Here is a 13,367-nt window from a genome sequence, read left to right as displayed (position 1 = left end):
GCGCGGTGAGCCGCGCCGCCGAGGAGTCCAACCGCCGGCTGCTCCGGGCCCGGGACGCGATGGACCGCGGTTACGCGGAGCCGCTGGACATCCTCGCGCTGGCCCGGATCGCGCATGTGTCCCCCGCCCACTTCACCCGCACCTTCCGGGCCGCCTTCGGCGAGACCCCGCACCGCTACCTCCAGCGGCGGCGCGTCGAGCGGGCGATGTTCCTGCTGCGCGAGACCGACCGCAGCGTCACGGACATCTGCTTCCTGGTCGGCTTCGGCAGTACCGGCACCTTCAGCCGGACGTTCCGCGACATCGTCGGCCGATCGCCGCGCACGTACCGCAAGGAGGCGGCGACGGTGGCCACCGTGCCGACGTGCTTCACGATGGCGTGGACCCGGCCGCACACCTGACGGGCGCCCCGCGTGGCCGGCGACGGCGGGCGCGGCCCCGGCGGCACGAGTGAGCAGTTTCGGATAAGTTTCCGCGCCGCCCGCGCACTAGCGTGATTCCCATGTTGACCTCCATCACGCACTCACAGATCTACGTCCTCGACCAGGACGAGGCCCTCGACTTCTACGTCGGCAAGCTCGGCCTCGAAGTCGGCGCCGACATCGACCTGGGCTTCATGCGCTGGCTCACCGTCTGCGTCCCCGGCCACCCCGAGCGGCAGATCCTGCTGGAGAAGCCCGGCCCGCCGTCGATGTCCGAGGAGACCGCCGCCCAGGTCCGCGAGCTCGTCACCAAGGGGGCCACCGGCGGCTCGCTCTTCTTCAGCACGAACGACTGCCGCAAGACGTACGAGACGCTGCTCGGCCTCGGCGTCGAGTTCACCGAGGAGCCCACCGAGCGGCCGTACGGCACCGACTGCGGGCTGCGCGACCCGTTCGGCAACAGCATCCGCTTCTCCGAGCCGAAGAGCTGACGCCGCGGGGGTCGGGCCCCGGGCCCGGACCTCATCGTGTTGACCGGCCCCGGCGCGCGGTGCTGGAGTCGGCGCGTGGACAGCATCCCCGCCAACCGGCGACTCTGGAACCGGATCAGCAGCGCCTACCAGGACAGGCACGACCCGCGGATCGGCGCGACGCCGCGCCTGTGGGGCATGTACTCCGTCCCCGACGCGCATCTGCGGGCCCTGGGCGACGTCACCGGCAAGCGCGTCCTCGAACTCGGCTGCGGCGCCGGCCAGTGGTCCAGGGCGCTCGCCGCCGAGGGCGCCGCCGTGGTCGGGTTCGATCTGTCCGAGGCCCAGCTCGCCGCGGCGGCCGGCGCGATGGGAGCGGCCCGCTACCCGCTGGTGCAGGGCGCCGCCGAACAACTCCCCTTCGCCGCCGACACCTTCGACCTCGTCTTCTGCGACTTCGGCGGCCTGAGCTGGGCGCCCCCGCACCTGGCCGTCCCGCAGGCCGCACGCGTCCTGCGCCGGGGCGGGCGCCTGGTGTTCAACGTCGCCAGCCCGTGGTTCGAGGCGTGCTACGACGAGGCCGCCGGCCGTGTGACCACGACGCTCCAGAAGGACTACTTCGGGCTCGGCACCATCGAGGAGGACGACAGCGCCACCAGCTACCAGCTCACCTACGGCGGCTGGGTCAGGGTCCTGCGCGGCGCGAGGCTCGTCGTCGACGACCTGATCGAGCCCCGGCCCGAGCCCGGAACCCCCAACGGCTACAACGAGACCGACCCGCCCGACTGGGCCCACCGCTGGCCCGCGGAACTGCTCTGGGTCACCCACAAACCGTAAGCACCGCCGTACGGGGGCACGGATGCGCCCGAACACGGCCTTCCCGGGGGCGTTTCCGTGACCCTCCGGGGCGGCCGCGTGACCCTCCGAAAGGCGTACGCCCCGATATCCCGTACGGGCCCGGTCACCAGTACTCTCGTGATCCTCACGGCGCCTCCGTACCGCTTTCCGGGGGAAGTCCCCTGCCCTGCCCGCGCCTTCGGCGCTCACCCTCGCGTGCGAGGGGCAGGCCGGACGGCACCGTGACCCCCGGCTGATCGGCCCGGCCGCCGGTGGGACCTCCGACCACGGAACAGGGCGCCGAGGAACCGCACGGCGGTTCCTCCACAAGGGGCAGCGCGAGGGGCGGACCAGGTGAACGACGACAACGGCACGGCTATACCCGGCGAGGCCACGGCTCCCCCTGGGCAGCCCGCCGAACCCGCCGCGGACACGGGCGGGGTGACGGAACGTCAGGCAACCGCGTCGGGCGGCGCCAAGAAGGCCGCGGCCCGGCCGCGGACCGCGACGACCGCGAGGACCGCGGCCGCGGGTACGAAGAAGGCGGCGGCGCGTCCCCGTACGGCGAAGGCGGCTGCGGCTCCCGACGCTACGGCCGACGACTCGACGACTGCCGCGAGCGCGACGGGCGCCAAGAAGACGACGCCACGCACCCGGACAGCGAAGGCCGCTGCGACGCCCGACGGCCCGGCGACTGCTGCGGGCGCGACGGGCGCCAAGAAGGCGACGGCGCGCCCGGTCTCGGCCCCCGACGCGACGGCGGACGGTCCGACGGCCGCCGCGGGCGCGGCAGGTGCCAAGAAGGCGGCCGCGCGCCCCCGGAAGGCCGCCGCGCCCGTCAAGGATGCGAAGAAAGCACCCGCCCGGCCGCATACGGCCAAGGCCGCCCAGGCCGAAACGCCTGTCGCCGACGCTGATGTGACGGAGAGTCAGGCGCCGGCCGCACCCGCGACGGTGAAGGCAGCGCGGCCCACCGCCGCCGAGCGGGCGAAGAAGTCCGCGGCTGCCCCGGGCCCGCAGCAGCCCGAGCCGGTCGAGGCTGTCGCCCTCCCCACTCTCGTCGGCCGACAGGGCGCCCTCCCCCCGGAGGCCGCCCTTGCCGTCCTGAAGGGTTCGCTGCTCGGCCTCGCCGCCACCCCCGGCGCCTACGCCTCCGCCGACGTCCTGATCACCCCCGAGGGCACGGTCTCCCTGCCGTCCGGGGCCGCCCAAGAGGCTGCTGTCCCGACTACCCCCGTCGGCGAGCAGACCCAGGCACCGGAGAGCGACGCGCCGACAGAGGCGGCCGCCGCCGAAGCCGCACAGGCCGACGCCGCCGAGCCAGAGGCCCAGGTCCCGGACCAGGTCGGGGCCCAACAGGGCACCGCCGCCGCCGAATCCGCCGCCGAGGGCGCCGTCAAGCCCGAGGCCCAGCCGCAGGCCCAGGCCGAGACTCAAAAGGGTGCCGTCGCTACTGAAGCCGTGCCGCCGGGCACCGCCAAGCCCGAGGCCCAGGATCAGTCCCAGGCCAAACTGGGTGCCGTCGCCGCCGAAGCCGCGCCCGACGACGCTGCCGAGCCCGAGCCGCAGGAGCAGCCCCAGGCCCAGGAGAGCCCCGCCGGGGAAGGTGCGGCCGGGGACACCGGTCGAGCTGCCGGCCAGGCGGACGGCGCCGAAGGCGCCCTGCTGACCGCCGCGGCAGCGGTCTTCGTCGAGAGCCTCGGCGGCCCCGAGCACGCGGCGGCGGTCGCGGCCGTACGGCCGTTGCTGGAGCGCGGCCCGGCGGGAAGCGCGGCCGAGTTCACGGCCGAGGTGGACGCGGCGGCGGTCGCGGCGTACGGCGAGGGCTGGGAGGAGCGGGGGCGGCAGCAGCTCGCCGCGCTCGTGGCCGCGTCGGCCACGGCCACGACGGAAGCGAAGCCCGTCATCGTGCCGCTGGTCTCGGAGATCCCGGCGCCCCCGCCGGCACCGCCCACGAGCGGCGGCGGCGCGGGCGGGGAGCCGCCGGCTCCCCGGTTCGGGCGGCGCGCGAAGATCCTCGCCGTCACCACGGCGGCAGCCGTGATCGTCGCGGGCGTGGTCGCCGTCGCGGCGGTGGCGACCGGCGGGAAGGACGACACGAAGGCCGACGCGACCCCGACGGCGGTCACGTCGCTGACGGCGGCCCCGGCACCGACGTCCGCCGCGGCCACCCCGTCGCCGACGCTGAGCCCGAGCCCCACCGCGACCTCGCCGTCCCCGACGGCCTCCCCCACGCGGACCGTCTCGCAGGCGCCGACCACGAGTCCCACGCCGCCGCCCGCGACCGCGCCGACCAGTCCGTCACAGAGTCCGAGCGCGACCGCGGCCCCGACGAAGACGACGGGCCAGGCGAAAGGCCCGCATGTCGCGTCCCTCGCCATCACCGACTTCACCTGCACCAACGGCAAGCGCCGGACCGCGACGGCGAAGGTCTACGTGATGTACGACGGCACGGCGGAAGGCACCCTGCACCTGACATGGTGGCGCAGCGCGACCGGCTCGCCGCAGGGTGCGGTCGACCTGAGGCCGCAGACCGCCCACTTCCCCAAGGGCGCGCAGAGCTACAGCTTCAACGACCAGTTCACCTTCACCACCGACCCGAAGCACCCGTACATCGGTCTGACGGTCTCCAGCGACCCGGCGGCCTCGTCCGGCAACAACACCTTCCGTGCGGGCTGCCACTGAGCACGGACCGAGCGAACGGGCGGGCGGGCGCCCGGCGTCAGGGCCGGCGGAGCAGCACCTCCATCTCCACCCTGACGTCGTCGCCCGCCGCCAGCTCCTCCGGTTTGCGCACGGCGTTCTTCAGCGGCAGCAGATAGCCGCCGTCCTTCGGGAAGAGCGACGTCTCGAACGCGGTGCCGCCGATCCGCGCGCGCACCGGGATCACGCCCCACCCGTACGTCGCCAGCGCGGCCACCGCCGCGATGTCCGCGGACTCCTCGTCGGGCACGGGCACGAAGTAGTACGGCGCCGGCCCGCGCCACTCGACCACACGCCCGGCGAAGACGAATTCGGTGTCGCCCGCCCCGATGTCCCCGTCCATGCCCGCACTCTCCTTTCCGTCGGAACCGCCAGGCTAGGCCACCCCACCGACAACGGCCGCCTCGCCGCCGCTCCCGGCCGGGCCGGCCCGATCGCCGGGTCAGCCGTGGGCGGCCTCCTCAGTCCCCTTGGACCGTCCCCTTGGGCGCGAAGCGGATCGGCGCGCGGTGAAGTTGGCGCGGCGGGCGGCGCGGCGGAAGGTCACCAGGGCGGCGGGTCCCGCGAGCAGGATGGCGATGAAGTTGGTGACGGCGCGGCCGGTGTCCCAGCCCAGCGAGGTGGCGACGTCGAAGGCGAGGTAGCGGTGCCACTGCTCGGTGAAGGGCAGGCCGGGCAGGTAGGCGATGGAGCTTCCGGGGTCGAGGGAGAAGGGCCAGAAAGAGAGGTTGAGCAGGAAGCCGAAGAGATAGCCGGAGGCGGAGCCGTACGCGGCGAGCAGCAGGATCTCGGCCTTGCCGCGGGCGCGCGGGAGGAGTCCGGCGAGCATGCCGACGAAGGCGCAGCCGAACATCTGGTACGGCATCCAGGGGCCGACGCCGCCGGTGAGCAGGGCGGAGGCGAACAGCGACGTGCAGCCGAGGGTGAAGCCGAAGCCGGGGCCGAAGACGCGTCCGGCGAGGACGAGGACGAAGAAGACGGTCTCGATTCCCGCGGTTCCGGCGCCGAGCGGGCGCAGGGCGGCGTTGACGGCGGACAACACACCGAGCATGGCCAGGGCCTTGGCGTCGATGCCGCCGTCGGCGATCTGGGCGAGGACGACGGCCAGGACGAGGACGAGCAGGACGCCGAAGATCAGCGGCGGCGCGTAGGAGGTGCCGAAGCGGCCGGGGGCGACGACGAAGGGCCAGAAGAAGGCGACGATGCCGATGAAGGCGGCGAGCACGATCGTGACGACGGCCGTCGCGTGCATCCGTACGGCGGTGGCGCCGCGCGTCCTCGTGGCCGTCGCACGACCCCCGTCCCCGCCGCGCGTCCCCGTCGCCGTCACCGCGTCCCCGTTCCCGCCGCGGCGAGCGCGCCCTCGACCTGACCGACCGTCAGATACGGCAGTGGTGCCAGGATCTTGGCGGCCTGCGGCGCGAAGGCCGGTGAGGCGACGATGACGTCGGCCGTGCTGCCGTCGGCGACGGTCTCGCCCTCGGCCATGACGATCACCCGGTCGGCGCTCGCGGCGACGAATTCCACGTCGTGGGTGGAGATCACCACGCTGCGGCCTTCGGCGGCCAGCGCGTCCACGATCCGGATGAGGGCCCGTTTGGCCTGGTAGTCCAGGCCGCGGGTCGGCTCGTCGAGGAGGACGACATCGGGTGCGGTGGTGAGCTGGAGTGCCAGGACGAGGGCGAGTTTCTGGCCCTCGGACAGGTCGCGGGGATGGGTGTCGTCGGGGATGCCGGGGGCGAGCCGGTCCAGGATGTCCCGCGCGCCGTCCGGGGCGGCGGCGCCCGACTCGCGGTCGGCCTGGGCGAGTTCGGCGCCGACGGTCTCCAGATAGAGCAGGTCGGTGGGCGTCTGCGGGACGAGTCCGACGCGGCGGCGCTGTTCCGCCTTCGTCGTACGCCGCGCGCCGAACCTCCGTACTGCCTTGCTCTCCACGGGAGTTGACGGGGCGTCGGCGAGGCGTACGGTGCCGGCCTGGCGCGGGCCCGCGCCGTGCAGCGCCCACAGCAGCGAGGACTTGCCGGAGCCGTTGCGGCCCATGAGGGCGGTGACCTCACCGGCCCGCAGGTCGAGGTCGACGTCGCGGACCGCGACCACGTCGCCGTAGCGGACGACGATGCCGCGGGCGGTCAGCGCGGGGGCGCCGTCGGTGGCGTGCGCGGTACGGGCGGGCGGTACGGGACGTCCGGTGAGCTGCTGCCGCAGGGGCGCGGCGGCGCGCCGGGCGTCGCGTACGGACAGCGGCAGCGGGTCCCAGCGGGCGAGGCGGCCGAGGTCGACCACCGGGGGCGCGACGGAGGCGGTACGGAAGGCGACGGGCGGCGCGGCCGAGGTGACGGTGCCGTCGCCGGTGAGGTGCAGGACGCGGTCGGCGTACTGCACGACGCGCTCCAGGCGGTGTTCCGCGAGTACGACCGTCACGCCGAGGTCGTGTACCAGCCGGACGACGGCGGCGAGCACTTCTTCCGCGGCGGTCGGGTCGAGCGCGGAGGTGGGCTCGTCCAGCACCAGGACCTTGGGGTGGGCGGTGAGGACGGAGCCGATGGCGACGCGTTGCTGCTGGCCGCCGGAGAGTTCGCTCAGCGCGCGGTGCCGCAGGTCGGCCAGGCCCATCAGGTCGAGGGTCTCCTCGACGCGCTTGCGCATCACATCGGCGGGGACCGCCAACTGCTCCATCACGTAGGCGAGTTCCTCCTCGACGGTGTCGGTGACGAATCCGGCGAGCGGGTCCTGGCCCACCACACCCACGACGTCGGCGAGTTCACGCGGCGGGAAGTGGGCGGTGTCGCGGCCGTCGACGGTGACCCGGCCGGCCAGGGTGCCGCCGGTGAAGTGCGGCACCAGACCGTTGACGGTGCCCAGCAGCGTGGACTTGCCCGCGCCGGTCCGGCCGACGACCAGGCACAGTTCGCCTTCTTCCAGCGTCAGGTCGACGTCCCGCAGCACCGGCTGATCGGCGCCCGCGTAGACGACGCTGACCTCGTCGAATCGGATCACAGCAGGGCCTCGCTCGGCTTCTCGGTCGGTGCGGCGGCGCGCGCGGGCGCGGCAGGCGCGGCGGCGGGGGTGCGGGCCGGGGGCGGCGCCGCGAAGGCGGCCAGGCCCGCGAGCAGGATCGCGGCGGCGGGCAGCCACGGCAGTGTCGGCCAACGCAGCGGGTACAGGCTGGGGTTGAGGTCGGCGGCGTTGTAGCCGACGGTCAGGAAGAGTACGACGGCGGTGCCGACGCCGCACAGCGCGACCGCCCACTCCGGGGCCCGCCACGGGTCGGGGCGGTAGCTCGTACGGCGCACCCGCCGGCCGCCGAGGGCGAGTCCGGCGCAGCACAGCAGCGATCCGCCGAGCAGGGCCGGCAGTCCGAGCGCGCGCGGTGTGGTGCCGTCGAGCAGTCCGTAGACGCCGGTGCACAGGCCGAGCATGCCGCCGAGCATCAGGGCGGCGGTCGTACGGCGGGAGGCACGGGTGGCGGTGCCGGCCCGGCCGTAGCCGCGCGAGTCCATGGCGGCGGCCAGGTGCAGGGAGCGTTCGAGCGCGTCCTCCAGGACGGGGATCAGGATGCTGCGCAGCGCCCGCAGCCCCGTGGCGCCGTCCGCGCGCAGCCGCCGGGCGCGGGCCACCCGCTGGACGCTCTCGACGAGTTGGGGTGCGACGCTGAGCGACACCGTGACGGCGACGCCCAGTTCGTACAGGGCGCCGGGCAGTACGCGCAGGGCGCGCTTGGGGTTGGCGAGGGTGTTGGCGGCGCCGATGCAGCACAGCAGGCAGGCGAGCCGCAGTCCGTCGGTCGCGGCGGACAGCGTGGCCTCCAGGGAGACCGGGCCGCCGAGTTGGATGCCCGCGTACCAGTGAGGGGTCGGGATGTGCGGCAGCGAGAACATGATGTGGTCGGCGGGGGTGATGCCGGTGGCGAACACGCAGCGGAAGACGACGCGGATCGCGACGACGGTCAGCGCCAGCCACAGGTAGTAGCGGAAGCCGCGGGCCCAGGGGGCGTCGGTGCGGCGCTCGGTGACGACGTAGCCGAGGACGGCGAGCACGAGGAAGAGCAGCAGCGGGTTGGTGGTGCGGCTGACGGCGGTGGCGAGCGCGATGCCCCAGATCCACCAGGCGACCGGGTGCAGCGTACGCGGCAGCCGCCGCCCCCGGCCCGTGACGGCGGGGACGGCGGCTTCCGGTGCCGGAGCCCCGGTCACGGGGCGTGGCCCGCGTTCCGCCGCCGCCTGACCCGGAGGGCAGCGGCGACGGCGATCACCGCCACCACCGCGGCGGTGATCGCGACGGGCAGCACGGAGCCGGAGGAGTGGCCCGCGGCGGCGGTGGGTTCCGCGTCCTGGGTTCGCGGCCCGGTGGGGGAAGCGGTGCCGGGGGTGGCCGGGGCGGCGGCCGTGGACGTACTGGCGGACGGCGTGGTCGCCGTCGGGCTCGGGCCCGCGGACTTCGTGCCGGCCGTGGCGGTGGGGGTGTTCGCCGCGCGGTGCGTGGGCTTCACGGGCGGCGCCGTCGTGTGCGCGCCCGCGCCGCCGGTCGTCGCACCCTTCTTCGCGGGCGGGGTGGTCGTACCGCCGGAGGGAGTGTTGTGCGCCCGGACGCTGTCGGGTGAGAAGGTCGGACGGCCCTGTGTGCCCGCGATGTTGGTGGCGCCGAAGATCCACAGGTCCACGCTGCCGGGCTTGGGGTGGTAGCTCATGGCGCCCAACTGGCTGTAGGACCAGGTGTTCTTGCCCGGGTCGGCGTGCCAGTACGACCAGTAGGCGGTGGCGGGCGGAGTCAGCACGCACGCCTCGTCCTTGGACGTCGGATACTGCTTGCCGTTCTGGTAACCGGCGTAGCCGATCCGGCAGATGAAGGCCGGACCGTCGTGCTGGGTGCCGGTGGTCGCCCAACCGCCTTGATTGAGCAGGGTGTAGCCGGTGGTGGGCGTGGTGCCGCAGGAGCGCAGCAGCGGGCCGCCCCAGCGGCTGAAGTCCACCGCGAGCACCACGCCCTTGGTGGTGGTGCAGGCGGTCATCGGCTGCGGTGTCGCCGCCGCGGGCGCGGCGCCCAGGGTGAGGCCGCCGCACACCGCGGCGAAGGCCAGCGCCAGGGCCGCGGTGGCGCGGCCCACCACGGACCGGCCGCCGCGCCGCGCGGTGCGTATCGGTGTCCGCGGGCCCCTCACTGGTGCCTCCCCGAGTGCGCGGTGCGCCGCCGCCGTACGGTCAGCGCGCCGCCGGCGGCCAGCAGCAGTGCGGCGGCCCCGGCGAGGGCCAGCACGCCGGTGCCGGTGGCGGCCAGCGAACCGCCGTCGGAGTCACTGCCGCCGGACCCGCCCGAGGAGCCGGACGAGCCGCCCGTGTCACCCGAGCCGCCCGTACCACCGGACGAACCGCCGTGCCCGGAGGGCGCGATGGGGGCGAGGGCGTGGGTGAGGGTGGTCAGCGGGGTGCCGGCGAGGGCGGGGACGGCCTGGGTGCTGGAGCGGGTGTCGGAGTCGCCCTTGGCGTCGGTGACCCGGAAGCCGCCGTCCGCATTCTGCGTCCCGCGCAGGAACTCCTGTCCGTCGCGGGCCTGTTGGGGGCGGATCTTGTCGGTGGACAGCAGCGCCTGCACGGCGAGCGCGGTGGAATTGCTGCTCACTCCGGCGGCGCCCTGGTAACCGCCGTTCTTCTGCTGGGCCTTGACCAGGTACGCGCGTGCCTTCGCGACGGCGTCGGCGTGTCCCGGTACGAGGACCAGGGCCTGGAGCGCGTAGCCGGTGGTGTCCACGTCGGAGGCGCAGTCGGCGCCCTTGGCGATGAGAGTGGGGGAGAACCCGCCGTCGGCGCACTGGAGTTGGAGCAGCCGGTCCACGGTGGCCGCGGGCGGGGCCTGGCCGGCGCGGGCCAGGGCGAGGACGCCGAGCGCCTGCGAGACCGTCGAGTACGCCTGGCCGAAGTCGCCGGGGGCGGTGCAGGCGCCGTCGTCGGTGGCGGCGGCGCAGACGTGGCCGGTGAGCGTGCCCAGCAGGTCGAAGCCGCCGAAGTGGCGCGGGTCCTGGCCCATCACCTGGGCGAGCACGGCGAGTTTGGCGGTGGCGCCGCTGTACGGGCCCGGGTAGGCGGAGGTGCCCGCCGGGTCGGCGTAGTCGGCGGTGTGGGCCACGAGATAGCCGGTGACCTTGGCGAGCGTCGGGTCCTGGCCGCCGGTGGCGGCGAGCGCGAGCGCGAGGTCGGCGGTCAATCCGTAGTCCGGGCCGTAGGAGTTGGCGAGGTGGTCGCTGCCGCCCAGCTGCTTCACCAGATAGGCGGCGCCGTCCTTGGCGGCCTTCTGGTCGGTGAGGTCGCGCAGCAGCGTGCCGAAGGAGGTGCCGGTGGTGCCGCCGACGGCCTGGGTGGAGGCGCGGACGTCGGACTGCTTCTGGTCGCTGTCGGAGGCGACGCGGAAGCCGCCGTCCTTGTTCTGCTGCGTGGCGAGGAAGGCGCGCGCCTTCGCGATCCGCGCCGCGTACGTGGGGGCGTCCAGGCTCAGGCCCTGGACGGCGAGGGCGGCGGAGTTGACCGAGTCGCCGGCCGCGCCGTGGAAACCGCCGTCTGCGAGCTGCTGCTTCGCTATCCATGCGGCGCCCTTGGCGACGGCCTTCGCGGCGGTGTCGCCGGGCACCAGATCGAGGGCCATCATCGCCATCGCGGTGCTGTCCACGTCCTGGTCGCTGCCGGGGATCAGGCTCGGCCAGGCGCCGTCGCCGTCCTGGAGGCTCTCCAGATACGCGACGGGCCCCGCGGCCTTCGCGGTGTCGCCCGCCCGCAACTGGGCGATGACGCCGAGGGATTGGGAGAAGACGGAGGTGGCGTAGGCGTAGTTGTTCCTGTCGGCGCAGCCACCGGAGGTGTCCTTCGCGGCGCAGATGGTGCCGTCGAGCGCGGCGATCAGGTCGTGGCCGCCGAAGGAGCGCGGGTCGTTGCCGGTGACCTCGGCGGCGACGGCCTCCTTGGCGAGCGAGCCGCCCTGCGCGTAGGCGGTGCCGATCAGTGTCCAGTCGTCGATGCCCCTGCCGCCGCCGTCCTTGCCGTGCTGGAGGAAGTCGGTGATCCCGGCCAGGGTGTCGTCTGCGCCGCCGGTCGCGGCGAGCGCGAGGACTCCGTCGATGGTCAGGCCGAAGTCCGCGAAGCCGGTGTGCTGTCCCGCGGTCGCCTCGTAGTAGTGGCCGTCGACCAGATTGCCGCGGTTGATCAGGTAGGCGACGCCCTTGGTGAGGTCGGGGGTCGCGGCGGCCGGGGTGGTGGGTCCGGTCGTCGGCGGTGTGGTGGGGGGTGTCGTGGGCGGGGTGGTCGGCGGGGTCGTGGGAGGCGTCGTCGGCTGGTCGTCGCCGTAGGTCAGGCTGCCGAGGTCGCCGCCGGTGACGGCCACGAGGGCGGCGGTGGAGGCGTAGAGGTCCGGGGCGGTGCCGCCGGAGCCGTCGGGCGCGAAGCCGCCCGCGTCGGTCTGCCGCGCGGCCAGCCAGCCGCGGGCCGCCGTCGCTTCGTCGGCCCGCGCCAGGACGGAGAGCGCCTGCGCGGCGCCCGCGGTGGTGCCGGTGTCGCCGGACGAGGCGCCGTCGTAGGGCAGGTAACCGCCGTCCGCGGACTGGGACTTCAGCAGATACGCCTGCGCCTTGTCGAGGACGTCGCCGGTGCCGGGGAGGTGCTTGAGCGCGGTCACCGCGTCGGAGGTCGAGCCGGGGTCGGAGGTGCAGGTCTCGCCGGGCGAGAGCATCGAGCCGGAGAAGCCGCCGTCCTTGCACTGCATGCCGGTGAGCCGGTCGATCGCGGGCTGCGGGACGGTGGCGCCGCCGCGGGCGAGCGCGAGCAGGGCGCGGGCCTGGGTGCCGGGCGAGAAGGCGCCGTAGAAGTCGCCGGCCGCGGTGCAGTTGCCGGAACTGCCGGCTTCGGTGCAGACGTGGCCGGTCAGGTCGGCGAGCAGATCGTGTCCGCCGAATGTCGTCGGGTCGCCGCCGAGTATCTCGGTGAGCAGCGCCAGATTCGCGGCGGCGGCCGGGCTGGGCACGGTGACCGTGGCGTCGGGCAGCAGATAGTCGTCGGCGTGCGCGGTCAGGTAGGCGTCGATCGCGCGGATCGTGGTGTCGGGTCCGCCGGCCGCGGCCAGCGCGATCGCGGTGTTGACCGTCGCGGTGTAGTCGGTGCCCCAGCCGTCGAAGACGTGGTCGCCGTCGGTGAGCTGGTCCTTCAGCCAGGCGGCCGCGGCGGGCACGTCGGCGGGCTTGCCGCCGGGGCTCGTCGGGGGCGTGGTGGGCGGCGTCGTGGGAGGGGTGGTCGGCGGGGTGGTGTCGTGGGCGCGGACCGAGTCGGGGGTGAACGACGGGCCGCCGGTCGTCCCGCCGATGTCCGTCGGACCGAAGGTCCACGCCTCGACCTCGCCGTCCCGCGGGTGGTCGCCGAGCGCCCCGAGCGGGCTGTACGTCCAGGTGTCCTGGCCGGCGGGCGCGATCCAGTACGACCAGTACGCGTCGGCCGGCGGCGTCAGCACGCACGGTTCGTCGGCCGCCGTCGGGTACGCGGTGCCGCCGTCGAAGCCGTCGTTGCCGATCCGGCAGATGAAGCCGGGGCCGTCGTGCACGGTGCCGGTGGTGGTGAAACCGGCGTTGTGCAGCAGATTCATGCCCGTGGTGGGGTGCGCGTCGCAGCCGCGCAGCACCGGCCCGTCCCAGTGGCCGAAGTCCACGGCGACGATCGCGCCGGAGGTCGGGGTGCAGTCGCCGATCGGGTCCGCGTGGGCCGGTGCCGCGGTCGTGACCAGTCCGGCCGCGAGGCTGCCGGCCGCCAGTGCGGCGGCGGTGAGCAGGACGAGGACACGCGGCGGTCTGGGACGGCGGCGCGGGACGAGACGAAGCACGGGTGGCCCCCCGGGTCGGCCGGCGAGGGGGCGGGCCACGGAGGTGGGCTGCCCCGGGGCGTACGCGCGGGCCGGCCTGTCGTCCGTG

At 74.7% G+C, this 13,367-nt stretch carries 9 protein-coding genes and 1 pseudogene; 4 read left to right on the top strand and 6 right to left on the bottom strand.

Annotation, left to right across the window (positions count from 1 at the left end; genetic code table 11):
- Positions 1-5: 5 nt before the first annotated feature.
- The 4 genes from BM076_RS01970 to BM076_RS01950 all read left to right on the top strand — a co-directional run bounded on the left by BM076_RS01970 (position 6) and on the right by BM076_RS01950 (position 4,414).
- Complete coding sequence (locus tag BM076_RS01970; RefSeq protein ID WP_177246282.1) at positions 6-401, top strand: helix-turn-helix domain-containing protein; 396 nt, start codon at positions 6-8, stop codon at positions 399-401.
- A gap of 101 nt (positions 402-502) precedes the next feature.
- Positions 503-913 carry a VOC family protein gene (locus BM076_RS01965; protein WP_093711526.1) on the top strand — a complete coding sequence of 137 codons (411 nt, stop codon included), beginning with the start codon at positions 503-505 and terminating at the stop codon, positions 911-913.
- Positions 914-988: 75 nt separating this feature from the next.
- Positions 989-1,729, top strand: a complete 741-nt coding sequence (locus BM076_RS01960) for a class I SAM-dependent methyltransferase (RefSeq protein ID WP_093711525.1) — start codon at positions 989-991, stop codon at positions 1,727-1,729.
- 354 nt (positions 1,730-2,083) lie between these two features.
- The gene (locus BM076_RS01950; protein ID WP_143120500.1) at positions 2,084-4,414 is read left to right on the top strand and encodes a hypothetical protein; all 2,331 of its coding nucleotides are present in this window, start codon (positions 2,084-2,086) and stop codon (positions 4,412-4,414) included.
- 37 nt (positions 4,415-4,451) lie between these two features.
- Here the strand turns inward: BM076_RS01950 and BM076_RS01945 are convergent, their stop codons facing one another.
- The 6 genes and pseudogenes from BM076_RS01945 to BM076_RS38135 all read right to left on the bottom strand — a co-directional run bounded on the left by BM076_RS01945 (position 4,452) and on the right by BM076_RS38135 (position 13,279).
- Positions 4,452-4,775, bottom strand: a complete 324-nt coding sequence (locus BM076_RS01945; protein ID WP_093711522.1) for a DUF1905 domain-containing protein — start codon at positions 4,773-4,775, stop codon at positions 4,452-4,454.
- A 118-nt stretch (positions 4,776-4,893) separates the two neighbouring features.
- Positions 4,894-5,684, bottom strand: a pseudogene (locus BM076_RS01940) (ECF transporter S component).
- 74 nt (positions 5,685-5,758) lie between these two features.
- The gene (locus BM076_RS01935) at positions 5,759-7,429 is read right to left on the bottom strand and encodes an ABC transporter ATP-binding protein (protein ID WP_093711520.1); all 1,671 of its coding nucleotides are present in this window, start codon (positions 7,427-7,429) and stop codon (positions 5,759-5,761) included.
- On the bottom strand, positions 7,426-8,625 hold the full coding sequence (locus BM076_RS01930) for a CbiQ family ECF transporter T component (protein ID WP_093711519.1): 1,200 nt from the start codon (positions 8,623-8,625) through the stop codon (positions 7,426-7,428). Before BM076_RS01930 ends, BM076_RS01935 begins: the two co-directional genes overlap by 4 nt.
- Positions 8,622-9,590 carry a hypothetical protein gene (locus BM076_RS01925; RefSeq protein WP_245795644.1) on the bottom strand — a complete coding sequence of 323 codons (969 nt, stop codon included), beginning with the start codon at positions 9,588-9,590 and terminating at the stop codon, positions 8,622-8,624. The genes BM076_RS01930 and BM076_RS01925 overlap by 4 nt, the downstream gene beginning before the upstream one ends.
- Positions 9,587-13,279 carry a prenyltransferase/squalene oxidase repeat-containing protein gene (locus tag BM076_RS38135; RefSeq protein WP_143120499.1) on the bottom strand — a complete coding sequence of 1,231 codons (3,693 nt, stop codon included), beginning with the start codon at positions 13,277-13,279 and terminating at the stop codon, positions 9,587-9,589. Before BM076_RS38135 ends, BM076_RS01925 begins: the two co-directional genes overlap by 4 nt.
- Between the last annotated feature and the right edge of the window lie 88 nt (positions 13,280-13,367).

Source organism: Actinacidiphila alni, from assembly GCF_900112845.1.
Lineage (GTDB): Bacteria > Actinomycetota > Actinomycetes > Streptomycetales > Streptomycetaceae > Actinacidiphila > Actinacidiphila alni.
Note: the sequence above shows the minus strand (reverse complement) of the source record. Positions and strands in the feature narration are given on the sequence as shown.

Bases quoted from the DNA above. Each gene is read 5' to 3' on its own strand.
- BM076_RS01965 (WP_093711526.1), top strand. From the start codon at position 503: ATGTTGACCTCCATCACGCACTCACAGATCTACGTCCTCGACCAGGAC.
- BM076_RS01945 (WP_093711522.1), bottom strand. From the start codon at position 4,775: ATGGACGGGGACATCGGGGCGGGCGACACCGAATTCGTCTTCGCCGGG.